The organism is Enterococcus sp. AZ077 (assembly GCF_051714965.1).
Taxonomy (GTDB): domain Bacteria; phylum Bacillota; class Bacilli; order Lactobacillales; family Enterococcaceae; genus Enterococcus_B; species Enterococcus_B hirae.
In genome coordinates this window covers 523953-540232 of the sequence record NZ_JBIOSX010000001.1, presented here as the reverse complement: position 1 = coordinate 540232, position 16280 = coordinate 523953, and the positions used below count along the sequence as shown (strand labels likewise).

Here is a 16280-nt window from a genome sequence, read left to right as displayed (position 1 = left end):
TTCAGGGCGAAGGGGTGGTTTTTAGTTCAATGATTCCAGTTCTTTTTATTCAGATAGTGCTTTTTCTAATACAAGTAGTTGACGTTTGATCAACAAGCCAGCTTCCGAATTTCCCATATAACCGGTTAATTGACCGTTTTGTCCAATCACTCGATGACATGGAATCACGATTGGTAATGGATTCATGCGATTCGCTTGTCCGATTGCTCGGACCGCTTTGGGATGATCAATGGTTTCTGCTATTTTTTTATATGTGCGTATTTCTCCATAAGGAATCTCTTGCAATGCTTGCCAAACCTTTTGTTGAAAAATCGTGCCTGTGTTTATTGATAACGGAAGTTGAAAGTCCTGCCGGTTGCCCTCAAAGTACTCAGCCAATTGACGTTCTGTTTCAAGTAGGATTTCTTGTTTCTTTCCTTGATCCTGTGCACCATTTACCGCCATTTCTTCAATCGGATGAAACGAAACCTTCGTCAACCCATTCTGATCTGCATCTAACCATAGTTCTCCAATTGGCGTATTTATTTTCATTTTCATCGTCTAATCCTGAATGAACTAGACTTGCCCTCCTCTACCGTTCTACTATTTTATTTATCTTGTATTATTTTAGCTAAAAATGCAATTTAAAGTTTTATTAAGTGTCAGCTTAATGATAAACTAAAAATGATGATTACTTAAGTAACAGAAAATACAGTTTATTTACTATTCTGTTTGAACAAATAATATTTGCTTGAAAGGATTTATCATATGAAAATATCAATTGTTGTCCCTTGCTATAACGAAGAAAAGACTGTACCGCTTTTTTTCGATGAAGTAGAAAAATTCAAAGACGGACACGAGTTTGAATACTTGTTTATTGATGATGGCTCCTCAGATGGTACGCTACAAGCCATTAAAGCATTAGCGAGAAAATATGAATATGTGAGATTCGTTTCTTTTTCTCGAAATTTCGGAAAAGAAGCTGCCCTCTATGCGGGTTTACAAGCTTCGACTGGGGAGCTAATCACAGTAATGGACGTTGATTTACAAGATCCTCCAGAATTACTACCACTCATGATTGAAAAAATCACGACAACTGACATTGATTGCGTAGGAACGAGACGCTCAACAAGAGAAGGAGAACCAGTGATTCGGAGTTTCTTCGCTAAACGGTTCTATCAGTTGATCAATAAAATCAGTGACACAGAAATGGTAGATGGTGCAAGAGATTTCCGCTTGATGACTCGACAGATGGTTGATGCTGTTTTAGAGTTAACCGAGTACAATCGTTTTTCAAAAGGATTATTTAGTTGGGTCGGTTTCAAAACAGAGTATCTTTCTTTTGAAAACCGTGAACGAGTGGCTGGTGAAACCTCTTGGTCCTTTTGGAAATTATTCAATTATTCGATTGATGGAATCGTCAATTTTTCAGATGCACCACTAACGATCGCCTCTTTCACTGGCGCTCTTTCTTGTATTGGTTCGGGAATTGCTATTTTATTTATCATTGCACGAGCATTATTATTTGGTGACCCGACAGCAGGCTGGCCTTCAATGGTATCGATCTTTTTATTTATCGGCGGCATCCAATTACTATGCCTAGGGATCATTGGCAAATACATTGGTAAAATTTTCCTTGAAACCAAACAACGCCCCGTTTATATCATACGTGAAACAGAACAAACCATCGTTTCTCGTGAAAAAGAATAAGTCGTGAATACTGACCGTTGTGAGAATAGCTATTTCTATTTCGAGATTTTCTCCCTTCGTGCCCAAGGTTTTCTCTATAAAAAAACACCTGAAATGAGCGTTTGATTTCAGGTGTTTTTTTATTTTTCTAGTTAGCAAATACATTACTTCTAAACACAACAATAACATTCCGATAAAGCTATTGAATAAATCTCTGTCACATTATAGGCAAGTAAAAGAAAAGAGACTAGCTGGTAGAGGAAACATTGGACGTTTCCTTTTGATTTACGACATTTTTTTCGCTGATGCATTGTTTAATTTGTTTAATTAGTTCTTGCCAATTATGATTGTTGGGCAATCGTTGCCATAAGATATGGGTACATTGAAGGTTTCCTAAATGAAAGTCAGAAATATAGATATCCGTTTTCGAAGAAATAACTTTTTCAATGACTATTTTTCCAGCTAAGGAATATTGGAGATGTTCTGCAATAAACTCTTCATACGCTTTTCCATAAGAAAAATCCAACGTAATATAAACAGCTTCTTCAACTGCTTCTAAGGGAAAATTTTCAATCAATTCCATCATATAGTACATGTATAAATCTGCTTTTTCTTCTTCATTAAGTAAAATAGAACGAGCTGTTTCCATAATGGTTTCATTGACTTTCTGATCAAATAAAGGATATTCTTCTCTTAAAAATTGAAAATTATGGATATTTCCAAAACGATGATGGATATCGGGCATAAATAACAACCGTTCATGTATCGGTTGCACATTTTTCAATAACACTTTAAACAGACGTTGATCAACAAAAGTTGAATCAGCAATACCTTTTAGCATACTTGAATAATTATTGTTAAAAATTGACAGTGTCGGATCTAGTTCAGAAAAATCTAGACAAGACTTCTTATCAATGATCCGATTAACATATAAATAGGCATACAAGACTGAAGCTTCTTTTACTGCTACTGTATCTGATATTTGGTACTCTGTCTTCAATTTTCCTGCAAGTTTTTGAACCAATATTGAGGTCTGATCAACTTTGATCGTCAGATGTGCTTCATCCAAATACGCTTTTCTCTGAATCCGAAGCGCACTGATTGATAGAAATAAAGATAATTTATAACGTAAACTATTACGGATTCTAATCCTAAAAAATTGTTCGATCCAAAATACAAGCCGGTCACTTTGATTTTTTTGTTGCTCAGTAAAAGGGGAATCAATCCCATTCAAATTATGGAGAATGCCATAGCCCACCGAGCGAATCTTCCATTCATTCCCTACTATCTTATTTTTCTTAATAATGAGATGATCTTTTTCTAACAATTTATTGATTCGTTTTTTATAAAGATATAAAGAAGAATTTGAAATGTAATGATCGGTCGTAAATTTATTAATTGGTCGGTTTGAAAACAGCAGGAAAATAAGCAGCTGATAAGTTAGCGAACTATTTAAATAGTGCTGACGTAATTTAAGAATGTTCTCATCACAAATAAAAGAATATACTTGAATAACGCCCCGCTTTACGACAAAAAAATCATTTAAGCATAATTTCTGTTCTAGCTCCATTTTCAACTCATGAATTAATTTACTTAATTTAAATTTAGATATACCTGTTTTCTGCGCTAAAAAAGAGATTTCTACTCTTTCACCAAGTTTGGTCTGAATAAGTTCCAGAAGTTTAATTTTCATTTTTGAGTTTTCATCTAGCAACTGAACGATATCCATTTCGCCATTCCTTTCCCTAATTACTTCCAGTAGATGAATTCAATACACTAGAAGTATGTTAATTATTCAGTTTTGCTCTTTTTCCAAAAGACCTGATTGTCTTCAAGAGCATTGAATCCTATTCCAAACATTTCGAATCAGAGGCTAGAAAGGTTCTTTTCGTTCGTTTTTGACAAACTTCGTTGTTTTATTTGTTGCTGTGTAGTTGGTTTTATTTGTTGTTTTATTTGCTGATGAACTTGATAAACGATCTGTTTTACTTCATTTTTATTTATATTTTGAGTTTCAACAAGCTCTTTATTTTGAAGTTGACTAGGAATTTTAGGCGCTTCATTTATCGTTATTTTATAGTAAACATAAGTAGCTGGTTGATACTGATCATTCAATGCGCCTATACGCTCATCTGAAAACTTGCTCTCATCCAAAAGATTTCTTTCAAGTGTCGCTGCGTAAGCAAATGTTGTCCCGTTAGTAAGAACCTGACCAACAACTAACCCCATCACCAATACCTGATAAATTTTTTTCTTTTTCATTTTTCCCTCCTAATTTAAAATAAATTCAAATATATAATTAGAATAGAGTGTTTTTTATTGAATAAACACCAATTTTTTCCGTTTTTTTCTATTTTTTTCACTTTTAAAATAAAAAATAATAGTATTATGAAGGTTTGCTGATGTTTGCATATAAATATGAAAAATAAATAACTAATTTCAAGTGAATTTTTTTTGATCGTCAAATTTCTTCAACTTTTAAATCAGAAGGTCATGAAGCAAGATCATACAGACCATCGTTTATTTCAATATAAAAATATAACTACAGAACTAGTTCGCTATCATTAATAACGACAAATAAATAACCAATAAAAAAATCGGTATAACATTTTAAAAATTAGTAATCTATATTTACAGTGAAAAAAAAGGCGACTTAGATAGCAAAAAAAGGAATAATGTGCCAAATAATTGACTTGATTTAAGAAAAAAATCATTTCCTATCCGCTTTTTTCCTATCCATAATTTTACATTTATTAGAAATCCCACTTAGTTTTTTTATAAAAAAGAACGAAACCTCTAGTTGTGCCAAACTCCTTTATTTTTCAACAGTTTTATATTCCATCTGTTTTAGCACTTGATGGCTGTCATTTGTTCAACAAAAAAACATCAAAACTAGTAGAATCTACTAATTTTGATGTTTAAAAAATTGGTTGAAGAACCAGATCTTGATGCTTCTTCTCAGTTATTGAATAGTAAAACAGATACAGAATAGACATCCCTGTATTCGCTATTTTTAATGATGGTCCTTCCTCTACTTTTCAAATTCCTTACGAAAAAAAGCAACGATCTCAAAATAAAAAAACTTTGAGATCATTGCTTTTATAAATGATGCCAGCTGCAGGGATCGAACCTGTGACCTACGCGTTACGAGTGCGTTGCTCTACCAACTGAGCTAAGCTGGCGTTTCCATATGAAATTATATACGTATTTTAAAAATTTGTAAAGGGACAAGTGTAAATTTCGTTCTATTTCATGATTTTTTTCATAAAACGTGGTATAATTGATATGAAAGGCAGGTTTTATGAAAATGGCAACGTTTGGAAAATTTGATACAACTATCGTACCGTCAGAATTTGGGGAAAAATTTACGATCGACACTCACGTGACATTTATGATTCATGGAACACCGCAAACTGGAACAATTTCAAAACAACTGAAAAACTCGGCTGTGGTTGAAATTGACAAAACAGATGAAAATGCCAATTTAATGACGCAAAGCAAAGGTGTAATCATCATCAATTACAAAGAATTGAAGAAAATTTAACACTGACCATCTCTGCGTTTTTTGGGATGGTTTTTTTATTTGAAAAATTTCATCAACTATCTAGGGTTACTTATTCCATTCATGTCATCATAAACGTGCCTATTGCTCTCTCTAACTAAAAAACAGTTTTTTTCTCACATCAATAAAGTCTTATGAGATGGCAAAAATCATCCTCTATTCTTTTGCTGTTCCTCTTGTTCACTTAAGATTCCGCAAGACTCCATCCGTTTTTTCAAATTGCGTATATTCTTTGATCCATCTTCTTGCAGCTATTCTTTGAATAAACTACTTTCTATCAAAACCATGATAAAATTACTAGAATTAATAACAAACAAAAAACCATAATAGAATAAGAAATTCTACTATGGTTTGGTTCCTTAGCGTTTATTATTTTTATTTCGTACCAAATAAACGGTCCCCTGCATCGCCTAGACCTGGAACGATGTAGCCGTGTTCATTCAATTTTTCATCTAATGCAGCTGTGTAGATATCAATATCTGGATGTGCTTCTTGTAAAGCTTTTACACCCTCTGGAGCAGCTACTAGACAAACAAATTTGATATTTGAAGCGCCACGTTCTTTTAATGCATCGATCGCCATGATTGCTGAGCCACCTGTCGCTAACATTGGGTCAACAACAAATAATTGTCGTGCATCGATATCTTCAGGTAATTTTACGAAATATTCATGAGGTTCAAATGTTTCTTCGTCACGGTATAACCCGATATGTCCGACTTTCGCAGCTGGGATCAATTCTAAAATACCGTCAACCATCCCAATACCTGCTCGTAGAATCGGAATGATCGCTACTTTTTTACCAGATAACGTTTTTTGAGTTGTTTCTGTAATCGGTGTTTCGATTACGATATCTTCTAATGGCATGTCACGTGATACTTCATATGCCATCAACATAGCAATTTCGTCGACAACCTCACGGAAAACTTTTGTTCCACAGTCTTTGTCACGAATAATAGTTAGTTTATGTTGGATCAATGGATGGTCGATTACTTGGAATTTGCCCATTTTTCTGGTCTCCTTTGTTCTGTCGTTTCTTTTTAATTGTAAAACAAAAAGACCCAATTGACTAGTCAAACCAACAACTTTTCAAAAGAAAATAAAATAAATAAAACAACAGTAATCAAAAATAAAAAAAAGCAGTAAAAAATAACAAAAAAGCTTTAAACAATGAATTTTTTTGTTATTTTTACTGTCTTTTAGTCAGATTAATATTACATATATCTGGTTATATAAATAGGATCATCGATCCTGCTGTAACCACTGAGTCGCTAAAAGCATCGCTGCTCTGGTAGCATTGGTTTGGTCCAATGAATTGACCATCACAAAATCGTGGATCATCCCTTGAAAACGAACCTGGGTGACTGCCACACCTGCCTCACGTAATTTCCGAGCATAAGCTTCTCCTTCGTCTCTTAAAACATCTGCTTCACCAGTTAAAATCAAAGCTGGTGGTAAGTCTGCCAACTCTTCAGAAGTCGCTCGTAATGGTGATGCTGTGATTTCTGACCGCTCTGAATCATCAGTTGTATATTGGTCCCAAAACCATTTCATTCCTTCTTTTGTTAAAAAATAGTTTTCGGCAAATTCTTGATAAGAATCAGTAGTGAAATTGGCATCCGTCACCGGATAAAACAAAAGTTGTTTTTGGATCGGCAACCCTTGGCGTTCTTTGGTTAAAATAGTCATTACAGTTGCCATATTACCTCCAACTGAATCGCCCGCTACCGCTAATTCAGATAAATCTAACCCTTTTGATTCCGCTAGTTCACTTAGCTTTTGTAAGACTGCATAGCTTTGTTCGATCGCTGTTGGATATTTTGCTTCCGGCGAACGGCTGTACTCTGGAAAAACGACGACCGAGTTCGTGCGAACGGCTAATTCACGAATCAACTTGTCATGAGTTTGTGCGCTACCAAAAACCCAACCAGCTCCATGAATATAGAAAATCACTGGTAATTTATCAGTATTTCCTTCTGGACGGACAAAACGAACGTTGATGGACCCCCATTGACCAGTATCAACCGTTAAATCTTCAATGTCGACTGGTAGTTTATCAACGGGCGATTCTTGGACTTTTTCTAATAGCGCTCGTCCTTCTTCAGGTGGTAATTCGTAGATTCTTGGGTGGGGAGCATTTGCATCACTAAATTCGATTGCTGCTTTTTCTAATGAGATTCGTTCGGTCATCATGGTTCCTCCCTAGATTATAATAAAAAGCCAAATTACACCTCATATACTAGTGAGCCCCAATGAAAAAGTCAAAAAATCAGTTTGTTTGTTTTCTCTCAAACTCAGTAAACATAAGCATTCCTCATACTTCCCCCAGTACCTGCGTCTTAGTTTATCCCTTCATTAAAACAAAACCTCAACACTTCCATACCTAATCCATCTCAGTCCTATATCTCAGGCTATTTTAAATAGATCTCACCAATGTATTCGTGCTACATCGATAGAAGAAAACTTTTGCCTAAATAAAACTAAAACACCCAAAAGAAGCGATTCCAACAACTTTCCCTTGAAAAAGTATCCACACACAATAAGCCATTTCAAAAAATAATCCAAAGAATTCCAAAAACAGGAGAAGCGATTTTGGATTCTTCGGATTATTTTTAATACACAGTAAATTTCAGCAAACTAAGAATTTTGGAACAGTTGCTTTTTTATGTCTGCGGATGGTACTTCTTGCGTTAAGCGACTCGTTTTGTAGTGATTATTCCTTTTATTTATTATATAAAGGATATTTTTCAGTCAATTCACGCACACCAGCTTTGACTTCAGCTAATTCGGCTTCATTCTCTTTGGCTTGTAAAGCTTTGACGATCAATTCCGCCACCTTCGCAGCATCTTCTTCTTTGAAGCCTCTTGTAGTAATTGCTGGAGTACCGATACGGATACCGCTAGTCTTGAACGGGCTAAGTGTTTCAAATGGAATTGAATTTTTGTTAACCGTAATATTCACACTATCTAAAATACTTTCGGCTTCTTTCCCGTTTAACTCTAATCCACGGACATCGATTAAAACTAAATGATTATCCGTTGCGCCAGAGACCACTCTTGTACCGATTGCTTGATTGAAGACTTTTGCCATCGCTTTGGCATTAGCAATAATCTGTTCACTGTATTCTTTAAATTCAGGTGTCAATGCTTCTTTGAATGCTGCTGCTTTCCCTGCAATGACATGCTCTAGTGGTCCACCTTGGATGCCAGGGAAAACTGCACTATTGATTTTTTTCGCTAATTCTTCATTATTGGTCAAAATCATACCACCACGTGGTCCACGTAATGTTTTATGAGTGGTTGTCGTAGTAATGTCCGCATAAGGGATTGGACTTGGATGGACACCAGCTGCAACTAAGCCAGCGATATGTGCCATATCAACCATTAATTTCGCACCAACTTCATCAGCGATTTCTCTAAATTTTTCAAAATCAATGATTCTACCATAGGCACTTGCTCCGGCAACGATCAATTTTGGTTGATGTTTTCTAGCTAAAATCCGCACAACATTGTAATCAATGACTTCTGTTGTTGGATCAACACCATAGGCTACAAAATGGTACGTTTTTCCACTAAAGTTCACAGGAGAACCATGAGTCAAATGTCCACCTGCTGAAAGATCCATCCCTAAAATCGTGTCACCGGGTTCTACTAAAGCAAGATATGCTGCCGTGTTCGCTTGTGAACCAGAATGAGGTTGAACATTGACAAATTTTGCACCAAATAATTCTTTTGCACGATCGATCGCTAAACTTTCAACGATATCGACAAATTCACAGCCACCATAATAACGATGCCCAGGGTAACCTTCTGCATATTTATTTGTCAAGATACTTCCTTGAGCCGCCATCACTGCTTCAGAGACAAAATTTTCGGAAGCGATAAGTTCCAAATTATTTTCTTGTCTTTCTTCTTCTTTTGCGATTGCTGCCCATAAATCTGGGTCAAACGTTTTGTAGTCTACCACACACAACAGCTCCTTCTTATTGTTTACTAAGAAATCATGAATCAACTAGCAATCTAGGCACGATCAGCTAAAATCCTTAACTGGTCATTCAGATCACGGTAAAAAGCTCTTTCTCACGAATGATTGCTGATTCTTTCTCTTTTGAACATGATCTCTCAGTTTTATTCAAGTTTATTCAAGTAGTGTTTACTTTATTGCATTGTATCATAATAAAGTATGGGTACAAGCTACCTACGTTCTTTTTTCAAAATATTTTTGTCCCGCTGATTTTTTTAAGCGATTCATATAAGCATTTCCCAGACCTTCTTCTGGAAATACTGCAACAAAGATCATATCAAGTCCAAGTTTCTTTTCATCTAACCCACGTAATCCTGCAAATAATCCTTTCGTAGCGGCTTCTACTGAATCATCAAAATACATGTAGACTGCTGCTACATCAAAACGAACAGCTTCAGCAATTTTAGGACCTGCAATTACTCCAACACGCAAATGTTCTTCTTTCGCCCATTTTACAGCGGCTTCCCAATCATTTTCTTGGACCATCATGACTTGCGTATCAGGCGAATAGTGCTTATATTTCATTCCTGGTGATTTAGGTGTTTCAGTGCTTTGGACTAAATGACGATCAACGGCTACCTTTCCACCGATTACTTTTTCAAGCTGTTCTTTGGTCACCGCTCCTGGACGTAAAATCATGGGTTCACGATCCGGATCACTGAGATCGATCACGGTTGATTCCACACCAATTCGGGTTGCCCCATCATCAATGATCCCATTGATTTTTCCTTTTAAATCATGGTAGACATGTTCCGCAGTCGTTGGACTAGGTTTTCCCGAAGTATTCGCACTAGGACCAACAATTGGTATACCAGCTAATTGGATGACTTCAAGTGTTTTTTTGTTATCTGGCATACGAAAAGCAGCTGTGGATAACCCACCTGTTACAATAGGTGGTAAAGACCCTTTTTTGATCTCAAAAATAAGTGTTAAGGGACCTGGCCAGAAATGATTGACGATTTTTTCCGTTAAAGGATGAAAGTTATCCACAAATTGTTTTACTTGCTCAAACGATGAAACATGGACAATCAAAGGATTATCTTGTGGACGACCTTTGACCGAAAACACTTCGGTTACCGCTTCAGGCAAAAGTGCATTAGCGCCTAGTCCATAGACAGTTTCAGTTGGAAAAGCAACGAGTTCGCCACTTTTTAATGCTTGTGCTGCTTCTGATAATTGTTCTTCATGATAATAGTTTGTTTCCACAGTCTATCCACACCCTCATTTTTCAATATGCTTGATTTATTCTACTTTATCCTCATGTTATCAACAGAGTGTTGATAACTATTTTGTCAATAGTGGATAAGTATGTTGATAAGTCAATAACTCGTTTTCATCCTTGTAAAATCAATGTTTTTTTATGATAAAAAAACATAAAAAATATTTTTCATCCACAATCAGCTCATCACAGAAACTATTCGTTCATTTCCAAATAAATCTTTATGAATACTTACTTGTTTATTGGGGAATGCCGTTTGAAAGATTTGTTTCACGATCTCCCCTTGGCTAAATCCTATTTCCAAAAAAAGTTTTCCCTCTGGTTTCAAACATTGTTTTGCTTCTTTTGCTATTTTTTTATAGATGGCTAATCCTTCATCTTCGGCAAATAATGCCATTTTAGGTTCAAATGTCCGAACACTTTCATCCATCAATTCCCATTCATCGAAACGAATATACGGCGGGTTGGAAATAATGACGTCAAAGGTTTTATCACTGACCGGTGCCAGTGTATCTCCATGATAAAAATGGATCGCCAGTCCAGCTTGTTGCGCATTCTCTTTCGCTACTGAAAGAGCTGCTGGAGATAGGTCCACAGCCGAAACGTCCCAGTTCTTTCTTGCAGCTTTTAAACTGATCGCAATTGCCCCTGTTCCTGTTCCAATATCTATGACCTTCAAGTTTTGTTCTGACGTTTCTTGCAAACATCGTTCAACTAATTCTTCTGTTTCCGGTCTAGGGATCAAAGTGTCCTCTGTCACTTTTAGGCGGTGACCATAAAAGTCAGCATATCCCAACAAATATTGAGGCGGATAATTGTTCATCAAATGCTCCAGATCTTGTTCGATCATCTGTTGATCTTCGCTAGAAATGGGCTCATTCATCTGCAACAACCAATCAAGTTTTTGCCAGCCTTTACGTTCAAGAAAAAGAAATTGGATACTATGACCTTCTTTTCCATGATCTTCTAAAAAAGAAGAAGCCCGTGATAGGACTTCTAAATACGTGGTCTTACCCATTTTGCATTTCTTCCAATTTTGATGTTTGGTCATACATGATCAACGCATCCACGATCTCATCCATTTTTCCAGCAAGGATTTGATCTAATTTTTGGATAGTTAAACCAATACGATGGTCTGTCACACGGTTTTGCGGGAAATTATACGTACGGATCCGCTCAGAGCGATCACCCGTTCCAACGGCTGATTTACGGTTTGCATCGTATTCACTTTGTGCTTCTTGTTGGATTTTATCATAGACACGGGCACGTAAAATCTTCATGGCTTTTTCACGGTTTTTCAGCTGTGAACGTTCATCTTGCATTGCTACCACGATTCCAGTAGGTAAATGAGTTAGACGAACTGCCGATGCTGTTTTATTGACGTGCTGACCACCCGCCCCTGATGCATGATAGATATCTGTTCTGATATCTTTATCTTCAATATCGATTTCTACTTCTTCTGCTTCTGGCATAACCACAACGGTTGCTGTTGATGTGTGGATTCGTCCTTGTGATTCTGTAGATGGCACTCGTTGTACACGATGCGCACCACTTTCATATTTTAATTTTGAATAGACATTTTCTCCAGAGATCATCATGATGACTTCTTTATAGCCACCGATACCAGTAATACTTGCCTCCATCACTTCCGTTTTCCAACCTTGTGATTCTGCATATTTCTGATACATGTTGAATAAGTCACCAGCAAATAACGCTGCTTCATCTCCACCTGCTGCCCCGCGGATTTCCATGATGATGTTTTTATCATCGTTCGGGTCCTTTGGTAGTAATAAGATTTTGATTTTTTCTTCTAATTCTTCTTTTTCTTTTTTCAAATCAGATAATTCTTCTTTGGCCATTTCAGCCATTTCATCATCTAACTTTTCACCTAACAGTTCTTCTGTGTCTTTGATTCCTTGTACGACATCTTTGTAACGGCGATAGACATCAACAGTTTCACGAGTGTTTGCTTCTTCTTTTGACAATTGCATAAAACGTTTCGTATCTGAAATTACTTCTGGATCGCTCAGTAGCTCGCCCAGTTCTTCATAACGGTCTTCAATTGCTTGTAATTGATCGTACATCTTTATTCTCCTTCTGTCATAATTGATGGTTCAAAATAGTGTTTCCGACAAACGGGGTAATAGGCTTCATTTCCACCAATTTGTACCTGATCCCCCTCGTAAACTGGTTGACCATCGATATAATGTAAATTCATGATTGCTTTCTTATGGCAGAACCAACAGATCGTTTTCATCTCTTCGATTTTGTCTGCATAAAGCAATAGATATTTTGATCCTTCAAATAACTCATTTCTAAAATCATTCTTCAAACCAAATGCCATCACCGGAATGTTTAATTCATCAACAATTTTCGTAAACGCAATTACGTGTTTTTTCTTTAAAAATTGCGCCTCGTCGATCAATATACAATATGGCTTATCCTCCATTTGAAAAATGACATCAAAGACATCTGTTTCTTCAAAAATCGGCGTGGCTTCTCTTTTTAACCCAATACGACTAGAGACAATACCAACACCATCTCTGGTATCGATCCCACTTGTCATCAAGACAACTGGTTTATTCTGTTCTTCATAATTATGTGCGACTTTTAAGATCTCAATTGTCTTGCCGCTATTCATTGCGCCATACTTAAAAAATAGTTGTGCCATTTACTTGCTCACCTTCCAGTTTGTTCCTATGGTATTATACTTGATTTTCATTATTTTTTACAGTGAGAATTTTTCATCTGGTAAAAACGTTACTTTAGATTAAAACACTCATACATTTAAAACAATAGCTGCGTGTCTTTCAATTCTTCAAAATCAACTAGTGGTTTGGGAAAACAGATTTTTTTGCTATACTTAATAAAATTCATCTAACTTATGAAGTCAGGAGTGACCTTATGTCAGAAATCTTCAATCAAATCGCAAACCATTATGATACTCCCGAAAGAAAAGCACTAGCAAAAATTATTCAAGACGAACTAATTTCTCAACTACCTTCTTCCACCAAAAAACTGACTTTTATGGATTATGGCGGAGGTACCGGTTTGGTTTCGTTAGCTTTAGCTGACCGATTCAAGCAACTTCTTCTAGTTGATTCCTCTGATGCGATGCTAACAATTGCTGAAGACAAAATTAAGACTAGCGGATTAACAAACGTCTCTTCGGCAACGTTCGATGCCACAACCGAATCCATCGATCAAAAAATCGATCAAAAAGTAGATCTTATTTTGATGTCATTAGTCCTACTGCATATTCCTGACACACGTTTGATCTTAGAAAAACTCTACCACATGCTTACGCCAAACGGTCAACTTTTGATCATTGATTTTGATCACAATGATGCGATCAACCATCCAAAAGTCCATAATGGGTTTGACCATGAAGCACTTATGGCTCTACTTGAACAAATTGGGTTTCATTCCACGAATATCTACACTTTTCACTCTGGTAAAAATTTATTCATGAACCAAGATGCTTCTTTGTTTTTTGCTAGCGGAAAAAAATAAAAAATAAGCCACAGAATCCTTAAAATAGGAAAAACTATTTCGGATTCTGTGGCTTATTTTCTGGGCTAGACAACTTGGTCATGACCACTGTTGCCTGCATTTTTGCTCATGCTCTTTCTGATACCTGCTCAGAAAGAGACTTAAAAGATTTTGATTTCGTTCAAAGGCCAGTAACGGAAAACTACTTTTCCTTGAATCATGTCTGCATCCACCAAGCCAAATATTCGGCTATCTTTAGAGATCAAACGATTATCTCCTAAAACTAAATATTTTCCTTTGGGCACGACATATTCAAAATCACTTGTGAAATGCTGCGAATTTTCAGCCTGTGCTTGGAAAGCTTCACTGTAAGAATATTCATTCTGCAATTTATCTTTCGCAAAATCTTTTTTAAACTCATTTAAATAAGACTCATTATATTTTTTACCATTAATCGTCAATTGATCATTTTCCATTTTCACGGTATCGCCCGGCATGCCAATGATTCGTTTAACGATCATTCGTTCTTCATCTCCAGGTTCTTTCGTCGTGATAATATCAAAGCGTTCATATTTTGAGATTTTCGACGAGATCAATCGTTGACCATCACTCAACGTCGGATCCATTGAATGTCCATTAACGGTAACTGGCGTAAATACATAGACCCGAGCTAATAAAATAGCTGCTAGTACTACGATCAAAATACCCCAATTTTTAAAAAATTCTTTCACAACATACCTCCCGCTTTACTTTTGTTTTCTCTTCGTATTATTCAATTGATTTTTTTATTGTTCTTTTTTATTTTACCTTTTTTAGAAAGTAAAGGAAAGAATAAGAATACATCACGTATAACTCTATTTTTTTCTTTTATTATTCAAAGGGAGATTCTGTCATTTTTCATCCACAATTTTCCAACCTGTCTTGATCAACGTGATCCATTAACTTCGTGAATGCTTTCTTCGTTGACTTCTACTGTAAACCATTGCTTCATTTTCTGGTTGTTCTTTTTTCACGATAAGTTTTAAACGATAAGGCTCATGATACCTTAAGCCTTCTTTGACGAAGTCACCACCTACAATAAACAACCCAACTGGTTCGAGCTTTTCATCCGCCGAATCCATAAGAATCGTTCCAACAGGGGCTAAATCCGAGTAGCTGCGCCCAATACTCAACTGATATTCTTTTTCTGCTACTTTTTTAACGTAATAATAAGGATAAAGTGTGTTACGATCCACAAGATAGCCATCCATTCTTCCTAGATCATTTGTTTTAATCTCACCATTCCCGATTAAATAACGCATGTTTTCAGCTAATCGCAATTGATAATCTTCATCATAAGAAACACTGACTTCTTTCGTGTTCACTTTGTCGATTGCACCGCTATTCAGCATCGCTTCTTCTGTTTGAATATTGAATGCTTCTTCCGGTAAATATTTGACAAACAATTGTGTCACATCCGCTTTGGTATTCTTATCCAGAAAGTAATAAAATACATTCAAAATGATAAAATACACTAACACTAAAAAGCCGATTCCATACAAGAAAAATTGTAAGTAATTTTGGTTTTGCCAAAGTCCATAAATAATCCGTAAAAGATACATCGTTGGGATCACACTTAAAATCGTATAGCCTCGATTTAAATATTTAGGACTAATATCTAAATAACCTAAAAACTTATGCACGCTATTGATAATATCTAATAAAATTGTCATTGTGAATCACCTGCTTGCTGATTATACACTTGCTTCCCATCTGTATTTTGGGTTGGCGTTACATTTTTCACGGTAGCCTCTCCACTATCTTGTCCTTCAGTACTTGGTGTCGTATTACTTGGTACTGTTGACGAACTTGAGCTTGGTTCTGTATGATTTCCTCCATTGATCGCATTCGTATCACTGGTTTCGGATGAACTGCTTCCTTGCTTGTCAGACTTTTCTTTCGAACTACTTGGTTGCTCTGTAGAATACGTATTTTCATTGGTTGAACTCGTATTTTCTTCCCATGTGCTCGATGAATCATTCGTCTGATCCAGTGTTGTCGACGTTTCATTAGATGTGGTCTCTGGTGTTGATGTTGGTGTTGTTTCTTCCACCGAACTTGAACTAGGGGTACGATAACTTGAACTGTTGACAACACCGGTCGCAGTAGCAACGATTGTTGAAATAGTTAAGACTGCTATTGGTTTCAAAATAGGTGCTACTTTTCGCATCATATCTCTTCCTTTATGTTTTATTTTTCATCACTATTATTTTTTATGCTTGGTCTAAAATTCATTTTTCCACCAAACTGAATATTCGTTTTCAATCGAATCAATCGCT

General features: G+C 36.1%; 16 protein-coding genes and 1 tRNA gene. 3 read left to right on the top strand and 14 right to left on the bottom strand.

What is annotated here, in order from left to right; genetic code table 11:
• Positions 1 to 45: 45 nt before the first annotated feature.
• Entirely contained in the window at positions 46 to 531 is a 486-nt protein-coding gene (locus tag IGL28_RS02460; RefSeq protein WP_063627689.1) for a methylated-DNA--[protein]-cysteine S-methyltransferase, read from the bottom strand.
• A gap of 216 nt (positions 532 to 747) precedes the next feature.
• Here IGL28_RS02460 and IGL28_RS02455 point away from each other — a divergent pair, with 216 nt between their 5' ends.
• Entirely contained in the window at positions 748 to 1689 is a 942-nt protein-coding gene (locus tag IGL28_RS02455) for a glycosyltransferase family 2 protein (protein WP_034699620.1), read from the top strand.
• Between the two features lie 226 nt (positions 1690 to 1915).
• Here the strand turns inward: IGL28_RS02455 and IGL28_RS02450 are convergent, their stop codons facing one another.
• The 3 genes from IGL28_RS02450 to IGL28_RS02440 all read right to left on the bottom strand — a co-directional run bounded on the left by IGL28_RS02450 (position 1916) and on the right by IGL28_RS02440 (position 4850).
• Complete coding sequence (locus tag IGL28_RS02450; protein ID WP_053765904.1) at positions 1916 to 3397, bottom strand: helix-turn-helix domain-containing protein; 1482 nt, start codon at positions 3395 to 3397, stop codon at positions 1916 to 1918.
• Between the two features lie 137 nt (positions 3398 to 3534).
• Positions 3535 to 3930: a hypothetical protein gene (locus tag IGL28_RS02445; protein WP_438843879.1), complete on the bottom strand. Its 396-nt coding sequence runs from the start codon at positions 3928 to 3930 to the stop codon at positions 3535 to 3537.
• An 847-nt stretch (positions 3931 to 4777) separates the two neighbouring features.
• Positions 4778 to 4850: transfer RNA gene (locus IGL28_RS02440), tRNA-Thr, on the bottom strand.
• Positions 4851 to 4969: 119 nt separating this feature from the next.
• Here IGL28_RS02440 and IGL28_RS02435 point away from each other — a divergent pair.
• On the top strand, positions 4970 to 5212 hold the full coding sequence (locus IGL28_RS02435) for a hypothetical protein (RefSeq protein ID WP_010719992.1): 243 nt from the start codon (positions 4970 to 4972) through the stop codon (positions 5210 to 5212).
• Positions 5213 to 5605: 393 nt separating this feature from the next.
• On the opposite strand, the gene upp is transcribed toward IGL28_RS02435, so the two are convergent.
• From upp to IGL28_RS02400, 7 genes are all read right to left on the bottom strand, one after another.
• Entirely contained in the window at positions 5606 to 6235 is a 630-nt protein-coding gene (upp, locus tag IGL28_RS02430) for a uracil phosphoribosyltransferase (RefSeq protein WP_010719993.1), read from the bottom strand.
• Between the two features lie 234 nt (positions 6236 to 6469).
• Entirely contained in the window at positions 6470 to 7417 is a 948-nt protein-coding gene (locus tag IGL28_RS02425) for an alpha/beta hydrolase (protein ID WP_081127750.1), read from the bottom strand.
• A gap of 532 nt (positions 7418 to 7949) precedes the next feature.
• Positions 7950 to 9194: a serine hydroxymethyltransferase gene (gene glyA, locus IGL28_RS02420; protein ID WP_034699610.1), complete on the bottom strand. Its 1245-nt coding sequence runs from the start codon at positions 9192 to 9194 to the stop codon at positions 7950 to 7952.
• Positions 9195 to 9425: 231 nt separating this feature from the next.
• Entirely contained in the window at positions 9426 to 10457 is a 1032-nt protein-coding gene (locus IGL28_RS02415) for an L-threonylcarbamoyladenylate synthase (protein ID WP_081127748.1), read from the bottom strand.
• A gap of 191 nt (positions 10458 to 10648) precedes the next feature.
• On the bottom strand, positions 10649 to 11488 hold the full coding sequence (prmC, locus tag IGL28_RS02410) for a peptide chain release factor N(5)-glutamine methyltransferase (RefSeq protein WP_081127746.1): 840 nt from the start codon (positions 11486 to 11488) through the stop codon (positions 10649 to 10651).
• Positions 11481 to 12554, bottom strand: coding sequence for a peptide chain release factor 1 (prfA, locus tag IGL28_RS02405; RefSeq protein ID WP_010719998.1), 1074 nt, complete (start codon positions 12552 to 12554; stop codon positions 11481 to 11483). The genes prmC and prfA overlap by 8 nt, the downstream gene beginning before the upstream one ends.
• 2 nt (positions 12555 to 12556) lie before the next feature.
• On the bottom strand, positions 12557 to 13141 hold the full coding sequence (locus tag IGL28_RS02400; RefSeq protein ID WP_081127744.1) for a thymidine kinase: 585 nt from the start codon (positions 13139 to 13141) through the stop codon (positions 12557 to 12559).
• 233 nt (positions 13142 to 13374) lie between these two features.
• Between IGL28_RS02400 and IGL28_RS02395 the strand changes: the two genes are divergently transcribed.
• Positions 13375 to 13983 carry a class I SAM-dependent methyltransferase gene (locus tag IGL28_RS02395; protein WP_081127742.1) on the top strand — a complete coding sequence of 203 codons (609 nt, stop codon included), beginning with the start codon at positions 13375 to 13377 and terminating at the stop codon, positions 13981 to 13983.
• A 140-nt stretch (positions 13984 to 14123) separates the two neighbouring features.
• On the opposite strand, the gene lepB is transcribed toward IGL28_RS02395, so the two are convergent.
• The 3 genes from lepB to IGL28_RS02380 form a co-directional block, all read right to left on the bottom strand.
• The gene (gene lepB / locus IGL28_RS02390; RefSeq protein WP_010720001.1) at positions 14124 to 14693 is read right to left on the bottom strand and encodes a signal peptidase I; all 570 of its coding nucleotides are present in this window, start codon (positions 14691 to 14693) and stop codon (positions 14124 to 14126) included.
• A 207-nt stretch (positions 14694 to 14900) separates the two neighbouring features.
• Positions 14901 to 15674 (bottom strand): DUF6681 family protein, encoded by a 774-nt coding sequence (locus IGL28_RS02385; protein WP_010720002.1) that lies wholly within the window; start codon positions 15672 to 15674, stop codon positions 14901 to 14903.
• Positions 15671 to 16171, bottom strand: coding sequence for a hypothetical protein (locus IGL28_RS02380; RefSeq protein WP_025480242.1), 501 nt, complete (start codon positions 16169 to 16171; stop codon positions 15671 to 15673). Before IGL28_RS02380 ends, IGL28_RS02385 begins: the two co-directional genes overlap by 4 nt.
• Positions 16172 to 16280: the final 109 nt, after the last annotated feature.